Source organism: Caulobacter segnis ATCC 21756 (assembly GCF_000092285.1).
In the GTDB taxonomy this organism is placed as follows: Bacteria; Pseudomonadota; Alphaproteobacteria; order Caulobacterales; family Caulobacteraceae; genus Caulobacter; species Caulobacter segnis.
In genome coordinates this window covers 2797167-2821803 of the sequence record NC_014100.1, presented here as the reverse complement: position 1 = coordinate 2821803, position 24637 = coordinate 2797167, and the positions used below count along the sequence as shown (strand labels likewise).

Sequence of the window (24637 nt, the reverse complement as noted above, 5' to 3'; positions counted from 1 at the left end):
GTTGAGCCAGAACGTCTGATCGGTCACGCGCGCCAACACGATCGCCCCCTGGCTCTCGATGGTGAGGGGCGCGCGAACCTGAAGCGCGGTTGCACACCCACGAAACACAACGCAGAAGGGAACGCTAACCGAACTCGCCGGGCTTGCCCAGCCCCTTCTTGGCAAGGTGCGCAGCGGGATGGGACCTAGCCGAACGTCCGCAGCGCCAGGGCGATGCTCGCCCCCAGGACCGCGGCGATCGGTAGGGTCATCAGCCAGGAGGCCAGGATGCCGGAGATCATCTTGCCGTTGGCCGTGCCGTTGATCAGCCCAACCCCGGCGATCGCCCCGACACTGACCTGGGTGGTGGAGACCGGCATGCCCAGGCGACTGGCGACGATGACCAGGAAGGCGGTCACGAGATTGGCCGACAGCGCCTGGCCATCGTTCATCTTTGAAATGCCCCGGCCCATGGTGTGGGCGACCTTGCGGGCGTTGAGCAGGCCGCCGATGGCCATGGCCACGACGATGGCCACCGCGCCATAGCTGAGATTCATCACCTTGGCCGCCAGCAGCAGGGCCAGCATCTTGGGGGTGTCGTTGAGGCCGCGCGCGAAGCTGACGGCCGCGGCGCTGGCGATGTGGGCCGCGTCGGTGACCTGCTGGACCTGCAGGCCCAGAACCTTGCCGCCGTATTTCTCGACGCAGTGCTGGGCCGAGGCGACCGTGATGATCTGGCCTTCCTCGTGGCTGTAGGCCGTGGCGAAGCCCTCGGCCCCGGCCGGGACCGGCTGCAGATTGGCCACCTGCATCAGGCGACCGCCGTCCACGCACACGCAGGTCTCGCGCTTGAGGCCGGTGCGCTTGGCGATCTGGTGCATCAGTCCGTAGAACAGCATGGTCAGCAGCACGGCCACGACCGGACTGACGAGGAGGGGCAGGGCGAAGCTCTTGCCCAGCAAGGCCAGGTTCAAGTGCGGCCCGACGAACACCAGCCCGGTGCCGATGATCGCGCCGGTCAGGCTATGGGTGGTCGAGACCGGCAGGCCGAAGATGGTCGCCAGGATCACCGTGCCGCCCGCCGCCGCCGAGATCGAGGCCAGGAAGGTCGGCAAGGTGGCGACCTCGGCCGGAACCACGCCGGCGCCGGAGAACATCTTGATCAGGCCCGTGGCCACCAGGATCGAGGTCAGACCCCCGAGGAAGGTCGCGCCGGTGCCGAGCCAGAGCGCGCTCCGATAGCCAAGGCTATAGCTGCCATAGAGCGTGGCGACGCCCTTGAAGTTGTCGTTCGCGCCGTTGGCATAGGCCAGGAACAGCGTCGAAATCAGCAGAAAACCCAACAGGATCATGCACGGCCCCCAAGTGCTGGAACGGGAACGGACGCTGAGCAACTGGATACGGGAACTGGGCGCGGCCCATGGCGGCGCTGGCGCGACCCGGCGGCTCGCCGCCTGGTCGTGACACTTTCATGACACTAGCATGAAGCGAAAATCCGCCTAGCGAAAATGCAACTCACGATCGGAAAATGATCGTTACTCTCTTTTCGGGTGCGCGGTGGCGGCCGGCGATCGCACCGGCCGGGTCTTGCGGACCCGCACATCCGGACCTTCGACGGGGACGGTTGCTGAGAGCTTGCGGGCGGCGAGCCAGGCCTCGATCTCGGCCAGATCCCAGACGACGCAGCGCCGGGTCAGTGGAAAGCGGCGGGGAAATTCGCCGCGCTTTTCCATCTCATAGATCGTGGTGTCGGCCAGCGGCACGAGCTTGCGCAGTTCCGGGCGGCGGATGGCGCGGGTGGCGGGCAGGGCGCCGATCGGACGCGGCGGCGCGGGCGGTTGCGGCATGTCGGGTCTCCTTTGTCGTCAGCAACGCGGTCATCGCGCAAGGTGGCAAGGGCGGGCCGGCGGTGGGCGAGCCCTGGCGTGCAAAGACAGGCGAACGGCGGGGTTCTCGCCGACCGCTTTCGCGTCCGGCTTCACCCCAGACGGAGAGCGGCCGGCGGTCATGCTCGGTCCCGCGGCTTTCGCCGCTCCCTCGGGCGCGCCGCCTGACGGGCGCCTTTGGGGCGCCGCCGGCCGCTCGACGCCGCCTCCCGCCCGCGCGATGCGCGGGCTCCTGTGCAGGCTTCATGTTTGCCTGGGCGGGCTGGCGCCCGCCGGGGCTTAGGGCTCCGCCCTCGGCGCGCTGCGGATCGGCTTCCGCCCAGCTTCGGGGCCTTGGCGGCCAAGGCGGCGAGATCGGAGCGGAAGGCCCCTGCAGCCGGGTCCCCGCGAAGCCGCCCCTCCGCTTGCACACCCGGTCTCGCCGACGGGCGTCGGGGTCAGGCGCGCTTTTTGCGCCTGACCCCGAGCCCCCAAGGAGGCCCTCATGTCCCTGTCTCACAGCCCAGCGGCCGACGCCGCCACACCCGCCGCTCCAGTCGCGCCCGCCGCTTCGGCGGACGCTCGACCGTCCGGCGGTCTCGTCGTTCAGTACGGCGAGGTGCGCGACATTCCGCTCAATCGCCTCAAAGCCTCGCCCAAGAACGCCCGGCGCGTGGGCCACAGCGCCGAGGTGATCGCCGCGCGCGCCGCCTCGATCACCCACAAGGGCGTCCTGCAGCCGCTCGTCGTCGAGCCGGAGATTAAGGACGGCCGCGAGACCGGCTACTATCTGGTCAGCGCGGGCGAGGGGCGGCGTCAGGCCTTGCGCCTGCTGGCCAAGCGCAAGGCCCTGGCCAAGGGCGCGGCCGTGCGCTGCGTGGTCGATACGACCAACGACCCGGCCGAGGTGTCGATGGACGAGAACCTCAGTCGCGAACCGATGCACCCGGCCGACCAGTTCGAAGCTTTCAAGGACCTGGCCGAGCGCAAGGGCTACGGGGCCGAGGAGATCGCGGCTCGCTTTGGGGTCAAACCCGACATCGTCCGCCAGCGTCTGCGGCTGGGGGCGGTGGCCCCGGCGCTGCTCGACCTCTATCGCGAGGAGGCCCTGACGCTCGAACAGGTGACCGCGTTTGCGGTCAATCCCGATCCCGAGCGCCAGATGCAGGTCTACGCCCAGCTTTGCGCGCAGGGCCGCCAGCCCTACGCCATCCGCCGGGCGATGACCGAGATGAAGGTCGCGGCCGACGACCGCCGGGTGCGGTTCCTGGGCTTCGAGGCCTACGTCGCGGCGGGCGGGGCGGTGCTGCGCGACCTCTTCACCCCCGACAACGAAGGATGGGTCGAGGACGTGGCGCTGCTCGACCGGCTGGTCGGCGAAAAGCTCGCCGCCCTAGCCGAGGCGGTCCGCGACCGCGAGGGCTGGAAATGGGCCTCGGCGCATCTGGAGTTCCCGCACGGCCATGGTTGCGCGCGCATCTGGGAGCATCTGTTGCCCCGCGGCGCCGAGGACATCGCCACACTCGAGGCTCTGGACGCCGAGGCGCGCGAGCTCATCGACCAATGGGCCGATGTCGATCCGCTGCCGCCCGAGGTCGAGGCGCGCCTGACGGCGATCGAGGACGCGCGCGAGGCGATCGGCGACGGTTACGGTTTTGACGCCGATGAGAAGGCCCGGGCCGGGGTGCTGGTGGTGCTGGCCCCCTATGGCGAAGCGCGCATCGACCGAGGTTTCGTGCGGCCCGAGGATCAACCCGCGCCGGAACCGGACGACGCGGCCGAAGTCGGCGCGGACGACGCCGATGGCTTGGCCTCGGGCGAAGGTGAAGGCGAGGAGGGCGAGGCGGACGCGCCTTGGGATGGCGACGATGAGGCCGACGGGGGCGATGAAGCCGGCGCCGAGCCCGCCGGAGACCCGGCCGCGCCCTTGCCCGAGCGGGTGGTCGCCGACCTGACCGCCCACCGCACCGCCGCCCTGCGCGACGCCCTGGCGCAAGACCCCGACCTTGCCCAGCTGGCCCTGGTCCACGCCTTGGTCAGCCGGGTGTTTGGCATGGGCGGGGCGGCCTCCTGCCTCGACATCCGCTGGGGCTCGCGCGAGCTTGGCGTTTATGCCGAGGGCATCGCGGAAAGCCCGGCCGCGCTGGCGATCGCCGAGCGCCATCGGCAATGGGCGCGCCAGACGCCGACCCAGCCCGAGGACTTTTGGGACTTCGTGATCGGGCTTGACGGCGACAGCCGCGCCAGCCTCCTGGCTCACTGCGTCAGCCTGACCCTCGACGGGCTGCGGGCCTGGGAGCGGCGGCCGGTTCCAGTCCTCGCCCACGTCGAGACCCTGGCGACCGCCCTGGCGCTGGACATGCGGGCCTATTGGCGCCCGACCGGCCGTCGCTATCTCGACCGGGTGACCAAGGCCCAGGTGCTCGCCGCCGTCGCCGACGCGGTGTCGCCGGACGCCGCCGCCCGGCTTTCCGGCCTGCGCAAGGCTGAGATGGTCGAGGCGGCCGAGCCGCTGCTGGTCGAGGCCGGATGGCTGCCGAGCGTGCTGCGCACCGCGCGGCCGGAGGGGGAGGCCGCCGAGGACGCCGCGCCCCGGACCGAGGCGATCGACGAGGTCGAGGCCCTGGCGGCGGACGAGGCCGGGGAGGCGCCAGCCCTCGATCCCGAGACCATGGCCGATGACTTCGACCCGGGTCCCGGTGACGAGGCCGAGGTCGCCGCGATGCTCGCCGAGGCGGCGGCGTAAGGTCAGGACGGGGCGACCCGCGCGGGCCGCCCCGTCCAAAGGGCTCGCCGGGCGCGGCCGATCACCGGCGATCGGCCGCGTTCGCGCGCGCGATCAAGCTGATCACGGTGGAAGGCTAACGATCAATTCAGGGTTGTCTGCCAAATCCCGAAGTCAAAAGGGGGAAATCGCGATGGCGGACGACCAAGAGACGGTGGCCGAGGCGGGCTGGATGGGCGCCTTGAGAGATGTCTGGAGAAAGGCCGAACGCCTCACGGTCATGACGGCGTTGGGCTTCTTGGCCTCGACCCTAGTCAACAGTTTGATCTTCGATCAGTGGGGCCAGACGTTCCTGGCCATAGCGACACCAACCGACGTGCTGATGTCGGGACTCCGACTGGCGATCACGCCCGCGATGATGGGTCTTGCCTACGCCTGCGCTTATGCTGGGATCTTATCGCGCCGGACCTGGTTCGGCGCGAACTTCTTCTTTCTCTCAAGCGTGATCGTGCTCGGCATGGTGATCGCGGGGCCCGTGGGCTATGGGCCCGCCATCCTGCGCCTCTGGTGGGCGGTGACGGTGGTGGGTTGGTTTACGGGCGCGCTGGTCGCGTTGGGTGCCTGGACTGACCGCCACGCCAATCAAGACGTGGTGAAAAGCGGCCTCTGGCGCCGTTTGGTTAGCCTATTCAAGCGGCTGTGGCGCAAGGGCCAGGATGGCGTTCTTCTCGCTGCCTATCTGATCTTCTGCGGCGTTACTGTCTGGCTGACCTCGGAGGCCGGCTATTCTTCCGGCCAGGTTCGGCTTCATCCGACCCAGACACCTCCGCAGTGCGCGGGCCGGGTGGTTTGGACTGGTGAACGCGCTGTCGTCATCGACTGCGGCGAGTTTCCCGCCCATGACGTGCAGGTGCTCTATGCGCCGCAAGACCTAAGGATCATCCGGGACTGCCGTGAATGGCCTAATCCCGCGCCGCCGCCAATGCTCCTCCACTTCAAGGCTTGGCTGCTGGAGAAGCCCACTTTCCGGCAATTCTACGAGTCCTCGTTTCCGCCTCGGACCGCCAAAGCCGCGCCGCGAAAACGACCGGCCGCGTGCCCGCGTCCGGACAGCGCAACCACGCCCGTCACCGGCGCCCAAGCTCCGCGCCGAAACGGCGGATAGGTGGCTGCCTGAGTCTCCCTAAACCTGGCGCTGCGTGATCAGGCCAGGGTGTGGACCCCGGCGATCACCACCAGGGCGGCGTTGATCGCCGCGCCGAACGAGGGATCGTCCAGCTTGACCGATGGATAGTCTTCGTTGTCCAGGTCCGCCCTCATCGAGGCCGTGACGAGATTGGCCCTGCCGGCCGTGATCCTGAAATCCGGGCTCTTGTCGCTGACCTTGTCGGCCGGGCGGACCGGCGCGGTCTTGCAACTGATGGCGAGGCGTGACGCGTCGGCGAACGGAGCGTCTGCATTGGCGGTGAAACCCCCGATGGCGGCCTTTGAGCGTCTCTCCAGGACATCAAGGCCGGGCGCGTCGAGCGCGTCCTCTTCTGGCCGGATCTGACCGGGCGCCGCCGGTCCCGCAACCGCACGGCCGCCTTTCTTCCCCTGGGCCGGGCTGGCGCTGCCCATTCCTCGCGAAGCAAGAAACTTGGCCGCTTTGGTCCTCCGCCAGGCTTCGGGAGCGCGCCCGCAAATCTATGTCGGCGGGCAGGGGCGCGCTCTGCGAGACGGGACAGGACCCGGTCCTTCGATCGCCATCGAGGCCGCGATCGGCGCGGCCCGGACCAAAGATTGGAGAGACCCCCATGGCCACCATCGGCACCTTCATCGCCAACGCCGACGGCTCGTTCACCGGCGCCATCAACACCTTGGCCCTCAACCTTAAGACCGTGCAGATCCGTCCGGCCGACAAGGTCAGCGACAAGAGCCCGGATTTCCGGATCACGGCCGGCAAGGCCAATCTCGGCGCGGCCTGGAAGAAGACCAGCAAGGACAATAACGACTATCTGTCGGTCAAGCTGGACGATCCCTCGTTCGGCGCGGCGATCAACGCCGCCCTGGTGGTGATCGAGGGCGTCCACACCCTGGTCTGGTCGCGCAGCACCAGCGCCAAGGAGGACTAGCCAGCCGCCCGCCCCGCCGTCTTGGCGGGGCGGGCTTGGCTGGGTTGAAGGGGCGAAAGGGCGGGCGCGATGGGGCGAGCCTCGTCGGCTGAAACCGCCGATTCCACGCTATCGCCTGTCGTTGCACGACGGCCCGTCGCGCCGTCTTGAGTGCTGGCCAGGGCCGGCTCAGAACCGTCTGGCGGACCTTGCGAGGACGCTTCCAACCGCCCGCCCAGGCGTTCCTTCGCACCCCGCGCCGTCGCCGCCTCTCGTCCCCCCGAAGCGCGGCGAGGCGGCGGCTCGACCGACCGGCTCAACGCTCCCCCGCCGGTCATCGAGCCGCCGCCAGACGGGCCTTCGCCGCCGCGGGCGGGCCAGCAAGGACAACGCCATGACCACCATCGGACACTTCCGCCGCGAGGGCGAAGGCTTCAGCGGCCGGATCGCCACCTTGAGCCTCGACGTCGCCGTCACGCTCGTCGCGGCCGAGAAATTCTCCGCCAAGGCCCCCGATTACATCGCCGAGGTCGGCGGACGCGAATGCGGCGCGGCCTGGCGGGTCACTGACGCCAGCGGCGCGGTGCTCAGCCTCAAGCTCGACGACCCGACCTGGCCTGAACCGGTCAGCGGTCGGCTGATGGCCGCCGAGGACGGCGCCCTGCCGCTGGTCTGGATCCGCCGGACCGACCCGCCGCCGGCTCAAGCGCCGCCATCGCCAGCTTAGGCACCTGACCCTCAGCGCTCGTCCTCGGCCTCCCCCGGGTCCTCGTAGAGCTCGTCAAGAGAGGTCTCCAGCCAGCTGTCGAGCGACGCGGCGCGCCGATCCAAATACTCCTGCAAGTGCTCGCCCATCTTGCGAAGGCCCAGCAGGATCTGGGCGGCCGGGATCAGATGCAGCCGGTCGCCCAGGGTTCGCCAAAGTTCGCGAAAACCGATCCATCCGGTCATCAAGAGCTTGCTGCGCATGGTGATGAGCGCGATGGCCGGGTTGCCGTACATTACCGCCAGGACGATGCCGATGGCGTCGCTTCGCGTGGCCTTGGCGAAGCGCCGGATCTTCCAGAGGTCGAAGTCGCCCTTGCCCTTCTCGAAGTCCTGATAGGTGCGCAGCGCCACGCCCATCGACAGGGCGACCTCGATTGAGGTCATGCGCCGTTCCTTCTTGATCGCCCGCAGGGTGCGCGAGAGCAATCGAGCCTGACGCGCCAGCGGCGCCGATGGCGAGCCAAGCATGCGAAGCTCCGCACTAATCAACTTTGAGATGATCGCCGGGGAGGCCAAGGCAGCGCAACCGTCCGTGCACGTCATACCCCCGAAATCTCGCCGGAGGGCCCGAGCGGCGCCGCGACGCCGCGCGACGCCCGCGGCGTCGCGGTTGGTCCTGCCTGAAAACCGGCAATGATCCGGCGTTGGGACGGCAGCAATCGCGCCTTGTCTGGAGAGGATCGCACGCGCTGACTCGTCGAGGCTCATTTCCAAGGCCGGGCGAGGCGTCAACCGCCCAGCCAAGCTCGACGCGCCGATCCTGTTGCGGCCAGCATGACCGCCCACGGCTGGGAGCCCGCGCTGGTGCGAGATCGCGATCCATTCGACCGAACCCTAGAGACGCTGCGCCAGCGCTTGACGCGGGCCGGTCCCTTGCAGGGCGCGGCCCTGCCGATCAGCGGCCTGGCCGAGGAACTGGGCGTGAGCCCAACCCCGGTTCGCGAGGTCTTGGCGCGCCTGGCCGGGGAGGGGCTGATCGCGCGCACGCCGCAGGGCTACGCGGCGCTGCTGCTTGATCCGGCCGGTCTCGCCGAGCTCTATGACCTGGCCAGCGTCCTGGTCGCCGCGGCCGTGCAGTCTGGCGCCCAGGCTGGCGACGGCTTTGATCTGGCCGATCCATTGTCTAGCGCCCAGGCCGCGCCCAATCGCGCCCTGGCGCAAGCCTGCGCGCGCGTCCAGGCCCAGTTGGCCCCGCTGGCCCGGGCCGAGGCCGAAGTCTTCGGCGCGGGGAGCGGCGGCGTCGCGGGCGATGATTGGGCCGATCGCAAGGCCTTGCTGCGCGCCGTGCGTCGCCACTACGCCCGCCGCGCGGCCCAGAGCGGCCGCATCCTCGCCGTGGCTCTGGGCCTGCTCAAATCTCCCCGAATATAGATTTGAATATAGGGCCTGACGGTCGCGTGATTGAGAGGCTGCATTTGGCAGCTTCTCGAAAAGGAGACGACCATGACCAAGAAGAACGCCACCCAAGCCCCGCGTCTCGTGCGCGTCGGCGACGCCCATCGCCTGACGCAAGGCGCGTTCGTCGGCCAGCCCGAAGCGGTCAATCCGCTCGGCCGCGAAATCCAAGGCTGAGCCGCCGACGGCGGCGGCGCGCGAGGGGCCGTCCCCGCCGCGCCGCCGTTCTTCTCCGCAACCGGGCCGCCGCGCGGCCCATCACCTGAAAGGGCCATCCCGTGACCAAGACCCATCGCCTGATCCGCCTGGGCGACGCCCAGCGTCTGACCCAAGGCACGCTCACTCCGGGCCTGCCGGAGGATTTCCTGCCTGGCCACTACATGCCGGGCTGACCCACAAGGGGCGGCGCGACGCGTTTCGAATATAGGTTTGAATATACGACCGGCGCGCCGCCTCCTTGTTCGCGCCGCCCCGTCGCGGCGGACGCGAAAGGGAGCCGGCCGATGACGTCTAGGTTTCAACTGCTGCGATTGGGCAAGGCCGACAGGCTGACGCGGGGCGCGCTGGTGGGCCTGCTGCTCGAGGACATCACCGTGGCCCGCTACGACCCGATGTGAGACGGCGGCCTTGGCCCCGAGCGCCGGGCGCCCAAGCCTTTCTTCCAGACAAGGAGCAGGCCATGGACCTGTGGCTCAGCGCCGGCGTGTACGCGGTCATGATCGATGACGATGTCGTCTTCCTCGATGTCGCGACCAACGCCTATTTCTGTCTGCCCGCGGTCGGGTCGGTGCTGGCCCTAGAGGGACGGTCCTTGCGCGTCGCGGCGCGTGAGCTGGCCGAAGACCTGATCCAGGCGGGCCTGGCCAGCGCCGCCGCCGCGATCGAGCCGCCGCCGAGCACGCCAGCGCCCGTCCGCACGGCGCGGGCCGTGCTGGAGGCGCTGCCGGCCCGCGAACGCCCGCGCCCACGCCTGGCCCATTGGCGGCAAGCCATCATGGCGGGGCTCGCCAGCCGGGCCGCCGAGCGGCGTCCCTTCGCCCAGCGCCTGCCGCCGCCGTCCACCGGGGTCTCTCCGCCCGCCAGCGAAGGGCTGCTGGCGGACCTCGACGCCTTTCGGCGACTCCAGCCCTGGTTGCCCTTCGACGGCGCCTGTCTGTTTCGCAGCCAGATGCTGCGCGACTATCTCCTCGCCCTGGGCCACCGCGTCGACTGGATCTTCGGCGTGCGCACCTGGCCGTTTGGGGCGCACTGCTGGCTGCAGGCGGGCGATCTGGTGCTTGATGACGAGGCCGAACGGCTCATCGCCTATCACCCGATCATGGTGCGCTAGCCATGGGCTACGCGGCCTTGACCTATCCGGGCGGTCTGGCCGCCGCCGCGTTCGACGAGATGGTCGAGGCGCTGATCGACGCCGGCTGGACCCTGGCGCTGCGGGCGTTTCGGCTGGCGGTCCTGACCGATGGCCAGGCGCCGGCCGTTTCGCCGCTGATGGGACGGGGCGGCGTGGCGGGGGTGTTGATCGGTGAAGCCTTTGACCGACGGGCGACCCTGGGCGGCGCGGTCGCGCGCGCGGCGCTCGACGGTCTTGCCGACATCGATCCGCTCGAGGCCGGTCGTCACCTGATCGAGACCGCTTGGGGCGGCTATGTCGGGATGTGGATCGGTCGCGCCGAAGCGGGGCCAACCTTGCTGCGCGATCCGTCAGGGGCCCTGGAGGCGCTGGCCTGGCGGCGCGACGGCGTCACGGTGATGAGCGCTCGTCCGCTCACCGGTCGCGCCGGTCCGGCGGACTTGGCGATCGACTGGCCGCGGATCGTCCAGATCCTGGCGGACCCAATCAGCGCGGCCCTCGGTCCTCCGCCCCTGACGGGCCTGGCCACGATCGATCCCGGCGCCGCCGTTCATGGCGCGGACGGGCAGGAGCGCTCGGTGCTCTGGACCCCCGCGGCGGTCGTTCGCGGCGCGCGCCATCGGCCCTGGCCGAGCCGCCAGGACCTGCGCCGGACGATCGACGCCACGGTGGCGGCCCTGGCCAGCGACGCGGGCCCGATTGTCTGCGAGATTTCCGGCGGCCTCGACTCGGCGATCGTCGCCACCAGCCTGGCGGCCAGCGGTCTTGGCCCACAGCTGACCGTGAATTTCTACGGCGACCAGCCAGAAGCCGATGAGCGCGGTTACGCCCAGGCGGTGGCCGAGCGCATCGGCGCGCCCCTGCGCACGCTCCGGCGCGAACCGTTCGCGTTCGACGAGACGGTGCTGGCCGCCGCCGGCCAGGCGGCGCGACCAAACTTCAACGCCCTTGATCCTGGCTACGACGCGGGGCTGGTCGGGGCGCTGGAGGCAATCGACGCTCGGGCGCTGTTCACCGGCCACGGCGGCGACACGGTGTTTTATCAGGTGGCGGCCAGCGCCCTGGCCGCGGACCTGCTCGGCGGCGCGCCTTGCGAGGGATCGCGACGCGCGCGGCTGGAGGAGGTCGCGCGGCGAACGAGGCGGTCGATTTGGAGCCTGGCCTGGGAGGCGTTCAGCGGCCGTCCCTCGACGGTGTCGATCGAAGGCCAACTCTTGCGCCAGGAAGCCGAACGGATCCGGCGGGTGGGCCTGACCCATCCTTGGGTGGGCGGGCTAAGCAGCGTCACCCCGGCCAAGCGACAGCAGATCCGGGCGCTGGTCTCGAACCTCAACGCCCATGGCGCCACCGGTCGGGCCGAGCGCGCCCGTATCGTCCACCCCTTGCTGGCCCAGCCGGTGGTCGAGGCCTGCCTGGCGATCCCCGCGCCCATACTCAGCGCGGGGGAAGGCGAGCGTAGTTTCGCCCGCGAGGCGTTCGCCGACCGGTTGCCTCCATCGATCGTCGGGCGGCGCTCGAAGGGTGAAATCAGCGTCTTCCTCAATCGCAGCCTCGCGGCTAGCGCGCCGTTTCTGCGCGGCTTTCTGCTGGAAGGCCGTCTGGCGGCGCGGGGCCTGATCGACCGCGACGAACTGGCGGCCGCGCTCGAGCCCGAGGCCATCGTCTGGAAGGACGCCTCCCGCGATCTCCTCACCGCCGCGGCCCTGGAGGCCTGGGTCCGTCATTGGGAGGCGCGGATCGGCGAGGGGGAAGCCGCCGAGGGCGAGAGGGCCGCGGGGCGCGGGACGGCGGCGACCGGTCCCAGGACGTCGGCGAGGAAGGCGAACACCCGTTGATGCAGGTCGCGCAGGTTGGCCGGATTGCCGATCACATGGCCCTCGCCGCGATAGAGGAGCAGCTGCGCATCTTTGCCCTGTCGTGATAGCGCCATGAACAGGGCCGCGACCTGGCTTGGGTCATAATCCATGTCGCCATAGATCAGCATCACCGGCGCCGTGAGCCGGTCGACCTGCAACAGCGGGCTGTTGCGAGCATACCGATCGAGGTCTTTCCAGGGCGGGGCGCCCATCCTGGCCTGGCCGCCCTCGGCCCAGCCCTGCAGCCCGGTGAGCGTCATATAGACCTCCGGGACCGCGAAGCTGGCGAGACGAAGGTTGCCATGCAGGGTAATCAGATCGGTCGGCGGGGCCGAGGCGATCAGCGCCTTGAACCGCGGCGATTGCGCGCCGGCCATCAGGGCCGACCAGCCCCCGAAACTGTGGCCCCAGACGGCCAGGCGATCGGCCGAGAAGACGGGATGCTGCACATGCGCGGCGTCGACCGCCCGCAGGATCGCGGCGGCGAGACCCGGCGCGGGCTCGTCCGTCAAGCCGATCGGCAGGCTGGGAACCAGGACCGCATAGCCCTGGGCCACCATCAACTGGACATTGGTCAGAGGCGTGACCGCGCCCGGCTCGAACCAGGCGGGCGGCCGATCATAGCGATCGCCGGCATAGGGCACGATGATCAGCGGGCGCTGGTCCCCCAGCGCGCCGCCCGGCGGGAGGTAGAGCCAGCTGGTCAGAGGCTCGCCGCTTGGCCCACGGTGGGGGATCGCCACCGGCCGGCTGAAGGCGACATCGGCAAGGGCCTGGTTGATGGTCAGCAGCGGGCGCGGCGGCGAGTTTGGGCGATAGAGGCTGAGCGTGCGGACCCCATGGTCGTCGGTGTCTATGGCCGCGAGATCGCCGCTGGGCGAGGTCGCCACCAGCCGGGCGCGGCTCGGCAGATCGGCGGCCGGCCGGGTGTGACCCTCGGGCGTCAGCAGCCGCGCGGCATGATCCACGGTTCCGACGAGGCGCTCTATGGGCAGCCCGGGCAGGGCGCCGGCGCCTTGCCAGGCGCCGGCCGCGATGACCCGAGCTTGGCCTTTCGGCGGCAGCCGGACGAGCCCCGCCGCCGTATTGACCAGCAGGCCTTTGGGGCCGACCGCCAGCGCCCGACCTTGCGGCGGGGCGAAGGCCGCCGTCAGGTTGACTTCGCCCTGGCGCGCGAGGCGCCACCAGTCAGGCCGCGCCGCGCCCTCGGGCTTGGCCAGGACGACCGGATCGCCGCCCAGCCAGGCCGCCTGGCCGGTCAGGTTCGCGATCCCGCCGCCGGTGACGAGATTGACGCGCAGCCGCGGGGCCAGGGCGACCGATGCGCCAAGCCGATCGAACCGCCAGTAGCCATAGCCGGCGTCGAACGCCGGCTGATCGCGCGCCGCGGCCACCAGCGCCTGGCCGTCCGGCGACCAGGCCCAGGTCCCCGGGGCAAGATCGCAGGCCGGGCAGGGGCGGCGGATTTCACCGGTGTCGAGGTCGATGAGGGACAGGCGCCGACGGCGATGGGGGCTCGACAGGCGAACCATCGCCGTCGCGGCGCTGGGCGTGACGAGCTCGCCCTCTTCGCTCGCCGCGACGGTTCGGCCGTCGGGCGACAGCAAGATCTCGAAGAAGGGGCCGTGCGCCAGCACGCGCGTCTGGCCGCTGTGGGCGTCGAATTCCGCCAGGTCGTAGTCGGGCGGCGGCGGATTGAGCCCGGCGTAGCGGCCCGCGCCGAGCGCGACGCCTGACGCCTCGCCGCGGCTGTTGGCGCTCCAGGCCGCCGCGGTGCGCGCCTGGGTCTGCCAGCCCGCGCCGAGCAGGATCGACGGGGCGTCGGGCGCGCGCGCGATGACGACGACGCGCGTATCGTCCCGCCAGCGGGCCTGGGCGGTCCACACCTCGGGATCGGCGGTCAGGCCCGACCATCGCGTCGCCCCGGTCGCCAGCGTGGCCACGCCCATCTTCCGCCGATGCCCCACCTGCCGGAAGACCAAGACCCGTGTCCCGTCCGGCGAGAAGGCTCCGAAGGTGTCGCCCGCCTTGGCGGCCTGGGGCAGGAGCGGGCGCGGCGGACTGTTGGCACGCAGATCGGTGACGAAGATCTGACTGGTGGTCTGATGGGTCAGGAACTCGTGGTCGAAGCTGGGCGCGTCGCCCCAGCGCCCATAGCGCTCGGCGATCAGCCAGCGGCCGGCGGGCGAGAAGGCGACCCGCCCGAAGTTCTGGACCGAAAGCTGGTCCTCGATCGTGAAGGGACGGGCGGCCTGAGCCGGCGCCGCGGCGAGCGCGCAAGCCAGCGCCACCCCTGCGAAAAGTCGCATGGTGAAATCCTCTGCTGAAGGGGGAATGGCGCGCTACCAGGCCTTGGTCAGCTGCAGGGCGACCACGCGGCCCAGGACATCATAGTTGGCCGCATCGAACCCCACGCCCTGCGGCGAGTCATAGAACGGCGGGTCCTTGTCGAAGAGGTTCTGGACGGTCAGGGCCAGGTTGAGGCCACGCAAGGGCCCGCGCCGGGCCGGCGCGGCGAACTGCAGCTGCAGGTCGGCGGTGGTCTGGCTGGCGAGCCGCGCGCCAGCCGGGGTGTGCAGGTCGCCGACATGGTTGAGCGTGACGGTGGTCGTGAAAGGCCCGTGGGTCCAGGCCGCCGAGAGGCGCGCGCGCAGGTCGGCCGGGTTTTCGACCGTGCCGACCAGTTCGGTCTTGCGGGCCGCCGCGGTGATCCGCCGCGACGATGACAGCAGCCACGACAGGTTGCCGCTCACCACCACCGGGTCGTTGTGCGTGGTCAGGCGGTAGCTGCCGGTCAGGTCAAGGCCGCGCACCGCGAGCGTGCCGGTGTTGACATAGCGGGCGTCGGCGATCGCCTGGTAGGCCTGCGGTTGGTAGAGCGAGGCGGCGGCCGAGCTCGCAAGCCGCAGGTAGGACTGCACCAGCGCCAGGTCCGCGCCATTGCTGGCCGGGCTGATGAACTGGCGGAAGGGGGCAAGATCGCTAGCCGTCAGCACGGTCGAGAGGTTGTTGATCGCCGGCTGACCGATCCGCTGCCGGAACTCCGTGTCGAACAGGGTCGCGGCCAGGCGGATCTCGGGATGGGCGGCCGGCGCAAATTCAAGGCCCGCCGACCAGGACGTCGCGGTCTCGGGGCGAAGGCCAGGATTGCCGCCATAAAGCAGCAGGGTGAGCACATTGGCGCCGTTGACGGTCAGGTTGACGGGGGTGGCCTTCTGGGCGTCGGTCAGCTCGCCGAGCGAGGGGGCGCGGAACGAGCGTCCATAGGTGCCCTTCAAGGTCCAGTCGGCGATCGGCGACCAGACGACCCCGAGCTTGGGCACGGTGCTCGTCGGTCCGCCATCATAGTGCTCGGACCGCACCGCCGCCGACAGCTCCAGCCGCTCGACGCCGGGACGACGATAGCTGTCGCCAAACAGCGGCGCGCGCAGTTCGGCATAGACCGCGCTGACGGTTCGCTCGCCCTGGCGTGGGGCGGTCGGGTAGGGAACGAGGCCCGAGGCCCAGGCCGAGCCGGTGTTCTTCAGGCGCTCGGTGCGGATTTGCGCGCCCACCGCCAGGCGCAGCGCGCCCGCCGGCAAGCGCCAGAGCGGGCCGTCGGCCGAAGCGCTGACCGTGTCCAACCGCCCCACGGTCTGAGTCAGCTGGTAGCCTTGGGTAATGAAGCCCAGCACGGCGGCGTTGTTGCGCCCCGTCCCGATGAACGGGTTGAAATAGCCATCGCGCGCGGCGCTGTAGGCTGTGGCGGGGTTGTCGGGGGTATTGCCCAGGGCTTCGTTGAGGAAGGTCGAGTTGAGCATCCCCGACGCGCGGTAGGAGCCCAGCTCCTCGGCGTGCAGCGCGTAGAGGTCGAGCCGCCAAGTGGCCGGCAGGTCGATCTTGGCGCCCAGGGTCAGGCTGCGGCTCTGCACCTCGCCGGCGGACTTCGATCCGCCGGTCTCGTTAGCCAGCGAATAGGCGATGGCTAGGCTCGGCGCGCCATTGGGCGAGACGAAGTAGGGATTGTTGGCCGAGACGGTCATCACCGTCATCGGCGCATAGCCGAAGGTCGCGAAGCGCCGGTCGCTATAGCGCGCCTCGGCGTTCAGCGTGACCCGCGCGCCAAGCGCCTGGGACGCGGCGACATAGAGGCTGCCGCGCTCCTGCATCGGCAGGATGTCGGTGCCCTGGCGGTAGTTGAAGAGGTTCTGCTGGCCAGCCAGGAAGTCGCTCGGCCGCAGATGCGTCCCATCTTGGCCGGCGGGGATCGCGTAGCCCGGCTTCAAGGCGAAGGTCACCGGATCGGCGATCAGCACCGTCCCCGGCTGGCTGTAGAAGAGCCGGTGGTCGAGGCCGCCAAACCGTCGCAGATCAACGCTTTCGGTCAAATCGCGTCGGCCCGCCGCCAAGCTGTCGCGGCGCTGGAACTCCGCCGAGACCAACACCGAGCCGCTGCCCCAGATTTTGCCGAAGGTCTGGGCGATCTGGTACTGGCCAAGATCGCCGCGCGTCGAGCCGCCGTAGCGCAGCCGCGTCTCGCCGCCCTCGTAGCGATCGCGCATCACGACATTGACCACCCCGCCAACGGCGTCCGAGCCGTAGAGGGCCGACGCGCCGTCGGTCAGCACCTCGATGCGCGCCACCGCGCTCAACGGGATCATCGACACGTCGGCGAAATCGCCCATCAAGCCGGCGCCGGCCATGCGCCGGCCATTGATCAGCACCAAGGTGGCGTCCGGTCCAAGCCCGCGCAGATTGACCGCCGTCGAAAAGGCGCTGTTGGTGTTGGTCGGGTCCGAACCGACCATGGTTACGTCGTCGGCGGTCGTGCCGCCGAACATCTGCGGCAGGCTGGTCAAGGCGTCGGCGACGGTCGCGTAGCCGGCCCGGTCGATGTCGTCACGGCCCAGGACGATCACCGGCGAAGGGCCGTCCTTGACGCCGCGGATGTGGCTGCCGACCACGATCTCATCGACCTGGGTGACCGTATCGTCCAGCGCTTCGTGACGCCGGGTTGGGGCCTGGACAGGCGCGGCGGCGCGCGCCGGTTGGGCCACCGGGCGCGCCGTGGCGATCGGCGTGGGCGCGCGGCGCAGCACCAGGACGCCTGGCCGGGCCTGTTGCGGCTCAAGGCCGGTGCCGACCAGAAGCTGGTCGAGCGCTTCGCGCGGCGACATCTGGCCCTGCACCGCGGGCGCCTTCAGCCCCGCGACCATCTGGCTCTGAAACATGATCCGCACATGGGTCAGCTGAGCCAGACGGAGCAGCGACTGATCCAGCGGCCCGGCCGCCAGCGTGATGCTGACACGCTGCTCTTCGACTTGCGGCGCGGCGGCCGCCGATGCGGTCCAGACAGGCCCGAACGTGAGGACGCTCAACGCGGAACTGACCCAGAAACGCTTGGAAAACGGACTCATACAGGCCCCCCGGGCCGCCGGGCGCGATCAACATGACGCGCTTGAAGCCAGCGGCTTTGCGGGTGGAGACACGCCAGGCGGCGCGGGTTGGTAGCGCCCCTGTGAAATTATTCTGTCATCAACCGTTCGAGCGGGGCCGTAGTTCCACGCCGCCGTCGGGTCTGCGGCGGCTTTCCAGATCAAAGCTCGCCTTGGCGGCGTCGAGGAACTCCTCCTGATCGCCGGTCGTGAACACGCCGCTGAGCTTGGCGTGCGCTGGGACCCCTGGGGCCAGGGTGATCTTGGCGCGGTCGTAGCGGTTCATTTCCGCCACCGCGTCGCCAAGCGCGATGTCGTGGAAGGTGATGATGTTGCGCGTCCACCCGGTGAGGGCCGCGACGTCGATGCGCGCGGGACCCGTCGAGCGCCCGTCGGACAGGACGGTCAGCCCCTGGCCGGGCGACAAGGTCCAAGCTTGCCGCTGGCCGGTCCGCTGACGGACCCGCACCTGGCCCTGGGCGAGCGCCACCGAGGCGTCGGCGCTGTCGTGGCGGACGTCGAAACGGGTGCCGAGCGCGCGGACTTCCATGGCGCCGGCCCTGACGAGGAAGGGCCGGGCGGGGTCATGGGCGACGTTGAAGAAGGCCTGGCCCCTGACCAGTTCGAGCCGCCGCTCGCCATGGCTGAACTTCACCCGCAGGGCCGTGTCGGTGTTGAGCTGCACGGTCGAGCCGTCGCTCAGCTGCGCGGTCATCCGCCCGCCCACCGCGGTCTCATATGTCTTGGGCCGGGTGAGCGTGGCGAACAACACGGCCGAGGCGATGACGCCCGCCAGCGCCAGCCCGCCCCAAAGGCGCGGCGGCCCGAGCCTGAACAACGAGGAAGCGCTGGCCCTGGGTTTGCGCCGGCCGAGCGCTTCGCGCGCCGCCGCGCGCATTTCTGGATCGTCGCGCAAGTCGCCCGCGGCGGTGCTGATGTCCTCGATCCGCCGATAGGCGGCGCGATTGCCGTCGCGCTGTATCCACTTGTCGAAGCGTTCGAGCGCCTCGGTCTCGACCTCGGTGTCGCTCAACAGCGTGAACCAGGCCGCCGCTTCCTTGTCCTGGCGCAGGGTCTTTTGTCGGTCATCGATCATCTCGAGCGTCCGCCCTAGTCCCGCATCGCTTTAGACGTCTTCTCCAAGGCCTTGCGCATCCTGTGGTGAACCGTCGTCCGCGGAATCCCCAAATGGACGGCGATCTCCTCGTAGGTCATGCCCTCGACGTGGTTCAGCACGAAAACATCGCGCAACTCCGGCGGCAGGGCTAGCACGATCTGTTTGAAGGTGACGGCGTGCTCCTGGGTGGCGATCAGCGATCGCGCCTCGGGGGGCGTCGTTTCCGGGTCCTGGGCGATCTCGCGGTGATGGTCGCGCCGCATGTTGGAGGCCAGGTTCTCGGCGATGCGCACCAGCAGCGCCTCGGGGTGGCGTATGGCCCCGGCGGCCGCGTAGGGCGCGGCCCGCAGATAGCTTTCATGCACGAGGTCCTCGGCTGCGTCGCCATGGCGGCGGCGCATCAAGGGACGAAACCACCGGTCATGCCGCCGGAACAGCTGTTCCAGCGAGTCGGCCAGGGTTTGGCGCGGCGGGGCGGGCGGTGAGGTTGCGTCCACGGGCGAGGTCCGAACAGCGATCGCCCACAGATTCGTATGGAAAAACAATGTTTGAAAGATGGAAAATCCGAAAAGATATGTTTTGAGCGTCTGTGTGCTTTCGCCGCCCTAGCAGAACATCCGATACACGTAACGGGTGAGCGTCAGATCTGATGGCGAAGGTGGAGGAACAGCTCGGAGCTGTGGTGAAGCATCACCGCAAGCGTCTCGGGCTGACCCAATCACAACTTGCCGAGCGTATCGATCGCCAACCGGGCACCGTCCAGAGTCTTGAGGCCGGCAACGCTCCAACTTTCGAGACGCTCGTTCGATTGGCGTCGGTGTTTGACATCCACCTGCGCGACCTCTTCGGCATTGGTGATTACGCAATTGAGGAGGGACGAAGCGATCCGCTCGTCTCGATCGTCCAACGTCTGTCGGGCCTATCCGCAGAAGAACTGCAATGGGTGGACGAACTGCTCGCGGTGACACTGCGGTTCAGACCCAGCTAAAACTCCTGCCGGTTTTCGCGCGGTGAAATGGTGCCGCACGTGCGCCAAATCGGCTCTCACATAGCGGCCTCTCCGAAAACGGACCCTTCGCGCTATCAGATCGCGGAATATGGTCCTGCTAAGCTGTGCCTGCCGCTCTTAGGTCTGGCGCCATGGGCGAATGGCTTCGTCCGTCGCCGCGCCGGGATCAGGGCAGCCGCCTGGCGAGCGCCGTGGTGGTGGTGCGGGGGCGTGGTTCAGCGCGTCGGGCCTGGCCTGGGAATTCTTACGGCGTAATCCCGATTACCGAGCGAGTTTTGCGCGGTGGCGACGCCAAAGCAGAAACCTGCTCGCGCCGATTGATCGCCGCTGGGGGCTCCGCTTCGCGGCCGATCCCAGCCTAAGCGCCGATCAAGCCCCGGTGTTCTGGCTTCCCGAGGTCGCGCCAGGGCTTGTTCTGCATCTGGACGCTGAGAACCCGGCCGACGCGGTGGGGGCCGCGCGAACGCTGCCCGATGGTCAGGTGATCCGCGCCGAAGACGGCCTATATCTGCGCACGTCTTGCGGACTTCAGGTGCTGCTCCGCAAGGGCGCCGAGGTCGGAGGACCGCTGGTGATCTCGCTAGCTTTTGACGCGAACCTGGGTCTGCGCGTGCGCGCTGTCGATGCGTTCGAGCGACTTTCGGCCGGCCGGCCGCCACCGAAATCGCACCTGACCCAGGCCCAGTTCGTCCGATTGGGCAGGTGTCTCCAAGCGCTCGACGCCGCGCTGGCGGGGCTCAGCTATCGCGCGATCGCCTCAACAGTCTTCGGTCCGGCCGCGACGGAGTCCGTGCCGTGGAAGACAGCCGCCCTGCGGGCAACAACGATCCGTTTGGTCGGGGCGGGGAGGGCGCTGATGAATGGCGGCTATCTGAAGCTGCTGAAAGGCGGGCTTTAGGGGTGACGAAGAGGGCGCCCCCGATCTTCGTCATCCCACGGACTGACAGTCGTTCGCCAAGGTGACCTGGAGCTGCCGCGGCCACGACCAACCACGCGGCGATCGCCTGGAGACCCGTCATGTCCACGTCCAAGCCCGGCGCTCTACCCGAAGATCTCGTTGGGCACCTTAGCACCCCGCAAGCTGGCCGATTCCTCAACCTTTCCAGCCGCACCCTGGAGAAACATCGCACCTATGGCACGGGGCCAATCTACCGGAAGATCGGCGGCCGGGTCGTCTACACGATAGAGGACCTCAACGCCTGGTCGGCGCGCGGCGCCCGCTGTTCGACGACGGATCCGGACGCTGAACTGGTGTCCGCCGCAAAGCCCATCGGCGCGGGCGGGCAGCCCGCGAAGCGCGATCGGGACGCGTGACGCGATGCTGACTGAAGTCGAGTTGCTTTGGCTTGAAGGCCAGATCGAGCGGTGGATCCGGTTTGGCCGGGCGACCGGCGAACGCATCATCGATCGGCGTCGCAGGGTCGTCATCTTTTCGCCAGGCGCGATCTTCGCCGTGGTTCGGTGGCGGTCCGGCGATCATGGCACGGTCGAATCACGGATCGCGATCCTGCGCGCCATCGCTCATGGACAGGCCTTCACGACCTATCCCTTCGTCGCGCCGGGCGCGGAGATCCTGCTCGACCTTAGCGGCTGGACAAGGGTGCAAGCCGTCCTTGAGGTCATCGATCGCATCGAGGCCATGCAGATACATGCGACGGACGTTGCGCCAGACCACTGGCGCCATGTCGCCGCTCGACTGGGGACTGGCCTGCCGCCCCGCGCCTACGACAAGGCCCGCCATCGCGCATGGCTCATGCGGCGTAGGTTGGGAAGATGAGCGCCGCAACTTGGCGCTATCTGAGCTTGGGCGGGTTCGGCTGCGCGCTTCTGGCGCTGTCTGGCCTTTATCCTCCCACCAAACGACTGGTCCTCAACACGACGGCCAGCGCGCCCATTGGCTTCTATTGGCTCGCGGGCCCCGGCGTCGTTGAAGGCGACTTGGCGCTGGTCCGGCCGCCGACGGACTTGGCGAGATGGATGGCGCGACGCCGCTATCTTCCGCTGAACGTTCCTTTGATCAAGCATGTCGCGGCCACCGACGGGCGAACGGTCTGTGGTGATCGTCAGCGGTTGCTGATCGACGGACAGGCTGTCGCCAAGATGCGCGACCACGACCGACTTGGCCGGCGCTTGACGCCATTCAACGGCTGTCGACGCCTTAAGAGGGGCGAGGTGCTGCTCCTCAACGCCCGCGCCCCTGACAGTTTCGACGGCCGATATTTTGGGCCGCTCACGCGCCAAACGATCGTCGGACGCCTTGTTCCGCTCTGGACGTGGGATGGCTGACATGGCGCCCATCCCCCTCCTTTCCTTGTTCGGCCGTCTTGCGTGGCCTTTCCTCGTCCCGGCCAAGACCGCGTCGGCGGTCGCGCGCAGACGCGGTCAAGGGCGGCCGTTAGGCCGGCGCGCTCAGCGCGCTTTCCTTGACGGCGACGAGCACGGCCGCACGGTGATTGTGGCTGGGTCGAGAGCAAGCGTTTGGCGCGGTCTGCGCGTGGCTACCATCGCCAGTGCGCTGACGGTGTGCTCGGAGGCTAGCGGGGAGGGACTTGCTCAGGTTTGTGCGCTCTCGGCGAAGCCAGCTTTGATGGGCCAGCATCTGGCCGACGCATCGCTTAGATCGGGATTACCGCAAGCTCTGATACGCGCGGTGGCGGAGGCCGAAAGCGGCGGAGCGGTTCATGCAATCTCGCCAAAAGGCGCGATGGGCCTGATGCAGATCATGCCCGCCACCTGGCGCGACTTGCGGGCCGATCTTGGACTTGGAGACGACCCGTTCGACCCGCGCGACAATCTCTTGGCCGGCGCGGTCTATCTGCGTCGGATGTTGGATCGCTTCGGCGCGGAGGGTTTTCTGGGCGCCTACAATGCCGGTCCTTCGCGCTATCAGGCGTATTTGGACGGCAAACAAAAGCTGCCTGCCGAAACCATCGCCTATGTCGCGCGCGTGCGCGCGAGGTTGCCCAAGTCCGCGTCGCGGAAGCAGACACTTGGGGGACGGATCAGTCCAGATTGGCGCGGATCGGATCTCTTCGTCAGTAGCGGAGGTGAGGCTCAAGAGTCCGAATTCAGCGCGGCTAAGGCACCACTCTTTTCTGGTGTCGCCGAGGAGGCGACGCGATGAGCCGGCTCATGCTGAGCACGACCATGGGGAGGAGGAGGGGCGCGATCGGGGCCGTTTGGATGCTCGGGGACGACGGCAAGATAAAAGCACCGGGACCTTTTGGGTCCATGGTGTTGATGGTGTTGAGAAATTTCCGGGACCTATCGAGAAGCTCTGGTCCCGGTCTTTGGACGTTCTTTCATCTTTTCAGCGGCTTATCCGGGACCTTTTCGCCGGGCGGTCGTCATGTCTGACGACGAGGCGTTTTTCCTGCTGCTCGGCCGGATCGGCGATCGCGGCGCCGGCAACATTGCCCGGGGGCGCAGCTTCGTGGGTGACGTGCTCGCACGGACGCGCAAGGCTGGTCTTGGGATTGCCGATCTCAAGGGGCCACGTTTCCGACGGTCCGGGCAGGGGCGCGATGTTGCCCGGCGCTCGGCTGCTTCCAATCGACGAGTGACGGTCAAGGCGCGGATCGTTCGCCACGCTGGCGGTCGCCACCGCGCAGCGCCACTAGCCCAACACATGTGCTACTTGAAACGCGAGGGCGTGACCAAGGATGGCGCGCCGGCCGTGATGTTCGATCGCGACGGTGAGTCTGACCCCGAGGCCTTCGCGGAACGCTGCGAAGGGGACCGGCACCATTTCCGCTTCATCGTCTCGCCGGAGGATGCGGCGGATCTTGAGGACCTGCGAGCCTCGACGCGAGACTTGATGGCCCAGGCCGAGAAGGATCTGCGGACACGTCTCGACTGGATCGCCGTCGACCACTGGAACACCGAGCACCCGCATGTCCACGTGCTGGTCCGTGGCGTGGACGAGCGCGGCGACGACCTGGTGATCGACCGCGACTACATCAGCAGAGGACTGCGCCAGCGCGCCGAGGCGATCGTCGGCCTGGAATTGGGCCCAAGAACCGCCGCCGAGATCGCCGCCAGTCTCGATCGAGAAGTCGAGGCCGAGCGCTGGACCAGCCTGGATCGACAGCTGCGCGACCGCACGAGCGAGGAGGGGTTGGTCGACCTGCGGCCGGACTTGGCGAATTCTGCCTCGGCGCCGTCGCGTCTGATTGGCAGGGCTCGGGCTCTGCAGAAGTTGGGCTTGGCCAGTGAGCATGGCGGTCTATGGCGCCTGGATGAAGACTTGGAGGCCCGCCTTCGGGCCCTCGGCGAACGCGGCGACATCATCAAGACGCTACACAAGGCCTGCCAGGGCGAGCGCGATCTGGCCGATCTGCGCATTCACGAACCCGACCTTGATGGCTCGCTTGTCGGGCGGCTGGTTGATCGGGGCCTGCACGATGAACTGACAGGACAGGCCTATGTCGTCGTCGATGGCGTAGACGGACGACTTCACCACGTCCGCCTGCGCGACCTTGGCGCGGCGGGAGATACGCCCGTCGGCGGCCTGGTCGAAATCCGGCCGCGACAGAGGGATGGCGGCAAGCCCGTCGTCGAGCTGCTGCATCGGTCCGATTTGACGATCCGCCAGCAGGTCGGCGCCTCAGGCGCGACCTGGTTGGACCGGCAACTGGTGGTCCAAGATCCGACACCGCTGGCGACCCACGGCTTTGGCCGAGAGGTCCGCGACGCGCTCAATCAGCGCAGGGCTCATCTTGGGCAACAGGGCCTAGTCGATGGCGCTGGACGGCCCAGACCCGGACTCCTGGCCGCGCTGCGCGCCCAGGAACTTGACCGCGTGGCCGCCAACATCAGCGCGACCAGTGGCGCCTTGCGGAAGGCCAAGTCCGGCGAGCTTGTGGAAGGCGTTTATGCGCGCCGCCTCGACCTGGCGTCGGGGCGGTTCGCGCTGATCGACGACGGCCTCGGGTTCCAGCTAGCGCCCTGGACCAAGGCCTTGGATGACCGCCTCGGGCAGGCGGTGAAAGGGACGGCGATCCCGGGAGGAGGGATCGATTGGACGCTCGGACGCAAGCGGGGGAGAGGGCTTTGAAAGCGAGTC

General features: G+C 68.9%; 24 protein-coding genes and 1 pseudogene. 17 read left to right on the top strand and 8 right to left on the bottom strand.

Annotated features, from left to right (window positions below):
* Positions 1-185 precede the first annotated feature (185 nt).
* Positions 186-1331 carry an inorganic phosphate transporter gene (locus tag CSEG_RS12915; protein ID WP_013079684.1) on the bottom strand — a complete coding sequence of 382 codons (1146 nt, stop codon included), beginning with the start codon at positions 1329-1331 and terminating at the stop codon, positions 186-188.
* A 183-nt stretch (positions 1332-1514) separates the two neighbouring features.
* On the bottom strand, positions 1515-1826 hold the full coding sequence (locus tag CSEG_RS12910) for a helix-turn-helix transcriptional regulator (RefSeq protein ID WP_013079683.1): 312 nt from the start codon (positions 1824-1826) through the stop codon (positions 1515-1517).
* Between the two features lie 523 nt (positions 1827-2349).
* On the opposite strand from CSEG_RS12910, the gene CSEG_RS12905 reads away from it, so the two are divergent.
* Positions 2350-4590, top strand: coding sequence for a ParB/RepB/Spo0J family partition protein (locus tag CSEG_RS12905; protein WP_013079682.1), 2241 nt, complete (start codon positions 2350-2352; stop codon positions 4588-4590).
* A 172-nt stretch (positions 4591-4762) separates the two neighbouring features.
* Positions 4763-5734 carry a hypothetical protein gene (locus tag CSEG_RS12900; RefSeq protein ID WP_013079681.1) on the top strand — a complete coding sequence of 324 codons (972 nt, stop codon included), beginning with the start codon at positions 4763-4765 and terminating at the stop codon, positions 5732-5734.
* Positions 5735-5772: 38 nt separating this feature from the next.
* Here CSEG_RS12900 and CSEG_RS12895 read toward each other — a convergent pair whose 3' ends face one another.
* Positions 5773-6189, bottom strand: coding sequence for a DUF736 family protein (locus tag CSEG_RS12895; protein ID WP_013079680.1), 417 nt, complete (start codon positions 6187-6189; stop codon positions 5773-5775).
* A gap of 176 nt (positions 6190-6365) precedes the next feature.
* Between CSEG_RS12895 and CSEG_RS12890 the strand changes: the two genes are divergently transcribed.
* Entirely contained in the window at positions 6366-6683 is a 318-nt protein-coding gene (locus CSEG_RS12890; protein ID WP_013079679.1) for a DUF736 domain-containing protein, read from the top strand.
* A 373-nt stretch (positions 6684-7056) separates the two neighbouring features.
* Positions 7057-7389 carry a DUF736 domain-containing protein gene (locus tag CSEG_RS12885; protein WP_013079678.1) on the top strand — a complete coding sequence of 111 codons (333 nt, stop codon included), beginning with the start codon at positions 7057-7059 and terminating at the stop codon, positions 7387-7389.
* A gap of 11 nt (positions 7390-7400) precedes the next feature.
* Here CSEG_RS12885 and CSEG_RS21630 read toward each other — a convergent pair whose 3' ends face one another.
* Entirely contained in the window at positions 7401-7898 is a 498-nt protein-coding gene (locus CSEG_RS21630; RefSeq protein WP_013079677.1) for a helix-turn-helix domain-containing protein, read from the bottom strand.
* A gap of 306 nt (positions 7899-8204) precedes the next feature.
* Here CSEG_RS21630 and CSEG_RS21625 point away from each other — a divergent pair, with 306 nt between their 5' ends.
* The 5 genes from CSEG_RS21625 (at position 8205) to CSEG_RS22040 (ending at position 12011) form a co-directional block, all read left to right on the top strand.
* On the top strand, positions 8205-8801 hold the full coding sequence (locus tag CSEG_RS21625) for a GntR family transcriptional regulator (protein ID WP_013079676.1): 597 nt from the start codon (positions 8205-8207) through the stop codon (positions 8799-8801).
* A 72-nt stretch (positions 8802-8873) separates the two neighbouring features.
* Positions 8874-9002, top strand: coding sequence for a lasso peptide caulosegnin 1 (locus tag CSEG_RS22590; RefSeq protein WP_013079675.1), 129 nt, complete (start codon positions 8874-8876; stop codon positions 9000-9002).
* Between the two features lie 101 nt (positions 9003-9103).
* Positions 9104-9217: a lasso peptide caulosegnin 2 gene (locus CSEG_RS22585; RefSeq protein WP_013079674.1), complete on the top strand. Its 114-nt coding sequence runs from the start codon at positions 9104-9106 to the stop codon at positions 9215-9217.
* A gap of 287 nt (positions 9218-9504) precedes the next feature.
* Positions 9505-10155: a lasso peptide biosynthesis B2 protein gene (locus CSEG_RS12870; RefSeq protein WP_013079672.1), complete on the top strand. Its 651-nt coding sequence runs from the start codon at positions 9505-9507 to the stop codon at positions 10153-10155.
* 2 nt (positions 10156-10157) lie between these two features.
* Positions 10158-12011, top strand: coding sequence for a lasso peptide isopeptide bond-forming cyclase (locus CSEG_RS22040; RefSeq protein WP_013079671.1), 1854 nt, complete (start codon positions 10158-10160; stop codon positions 12009-12011).
* On the opposite strand, the gene CSEG_RS12860 is transcribed toward CSEG_RS22040, so the two are convergent.
* The 4 genes from CSEG_RS12860 to CSEG_RS12845 all read right to left on the bottom strand — a co-directional run bounded on the left by CSEG_RS12860 (position 11897) and on the right by CSEG_RS12845 (position 19060).
* Positions 11897-14341 (bottom strand): S9 family peptidase, encoded by a 2445-nt coding sequence (locus CSEG_RS12860; protein WP_013079670.1) that lies wholly within the window; start codon positions 14339-14341, stop codon positions 11897-11899. The two genes, CSEG_RS22040 and CSEG_RS12860, sit on opposite strands and share 115 nt — an antisense overlap.
* A 33-nt stretch (positions 14342-14374) precedes the next feature.
* Positions 14375-17428, bottom strand: a complete 3054-nt coding sequence (locus tag CSEG_RS12855) for a TonB-dependent receptor (RefSeq protein ID WP_013079669.1) — start codon at positions 17426-17428, stop codon at positions 14375-14377.
* A 118-nt stretch (positions 17429-17546) separates the two neighbouring features.
* Positions 17547-18542, bottom strand: coding sequence for a FecR family protein (locus tag CSEG_RS12850; protein ID WP_013079668.1), 996 nt, complete (start codon positions 18540-18542; stop codon positions 17547-17549).
* A gap of 14 nt (positions 18543-18556) precedes the next feature.
* The gene (locus CSEG_RS12845; protein WP_013079667.1) at positions 18557-19060 is read right to left on the bottom strand and encodes an RNA polymerase sigma factor; all 504 of its coding nucleotides are present in this window, start codon (positions 19058-19060) and stop codon (positions 18557-18559) included.
* Between the two features lie 152 nt (positions 19061-19212).
* Between CSEG_RS12845 and CSEG_RS12840 the strand changes: the two genes are divergently transcribed.
* The 8 genes and pseudogenes from CSEG_RS12840 to CSEG_RS12810 all read left to right on the top strand — a co-directional run bounded on the left by CSEG_RS12840 (position 19213) and on the right by CSEG_RS12810 (position 24628).
* On the top strand, positions 19213-19551 hold the full coding sequence (locus CSEG_RS12840; RefSeq protein WP_013079666.1) for a helix-turn-helix domain-containing protein: 339 nt from the start codon (positions 19213-19215) through the stop codon (positions 19549-19551).
* A 160-nt stretch (positions 19552-19711) separates the two neighbouring features.
* A pseudogene (locus CSEG_RS23770) lies at positions 19712-19903 on the top strand (transcriptional regulator domain-containing protein); the annotation flags it as partial.
* Positions 19904-19951: 48 nt separating this feature from the next.
* Complete coding sequence (locus CSEG_RS12835; protein ID WP_013079665.1) at positions 19952-20470, top strand: DUF2285 domain-containing protein; 519 nt, start codon at positions 19952-19954, stop codon at positions 20468-20470.
* Positions 20471-20589: 119 nt separating this feature from the next.
* The gene (locus CSEG_RS12830; RefSeq protein WP_013079664.1) at positions 20590-20886 is read left to right on the top strand and encodes a MerR family transcriptional regulator; all 297 of its coding nucleotides are present in this window, start codon (positions 20590-20592) and stop codon (positions 20884-20886) included.
* A 4-nt stretch (positions 20887-20890) separates the two neighbouring features.
* Positions 20891-21349: a DUF2840 domain-containing protein gene (locus CSEG_RS12825; protein WP_013079663.1), complete on the top strand. Its 459-nt coding sequence runs from the start codon at positions 20891-20893 to the stop codon at positions 21347-21349.
* 26 nt (positions 21350-21375) lie between these two features.
* Positions 21376-21858: a S26 family signal peptidase gene (locus tag CSEG_RS12820; protein ID WP_244264904.1), complete on the top strand. Its 483-nt coding sequence runs from the start codon at positions 21376-21378 to the stop codon at positions 21856-21858.
* 301 nt (positions 21859-22159) lie between these two features.
* Complete coding sequence (locus CSEG_RS12815) at positions 22160-22696, top strand: lytic transglycosylase domain-containing protein (protein ID WP_083778473.1); 537 nt, start codon at positions 22160-22162, stop codon at positions 22694-22696.
* Between the two features lie 225 nt (positions 22697-22921).
* Positions 22922-24628, top strand: a complete 1707-nt coding sequence (locus tag CSEG_RS12810; RefSeq protein WP_013079660.1) for a relaxase/mobilization nuclease domain-containing protein — start codon at positions 22922-22924, stop codon at positions 24626-24628.
* Positions 24629-24637: the final 9 nt, after the last annotated feature.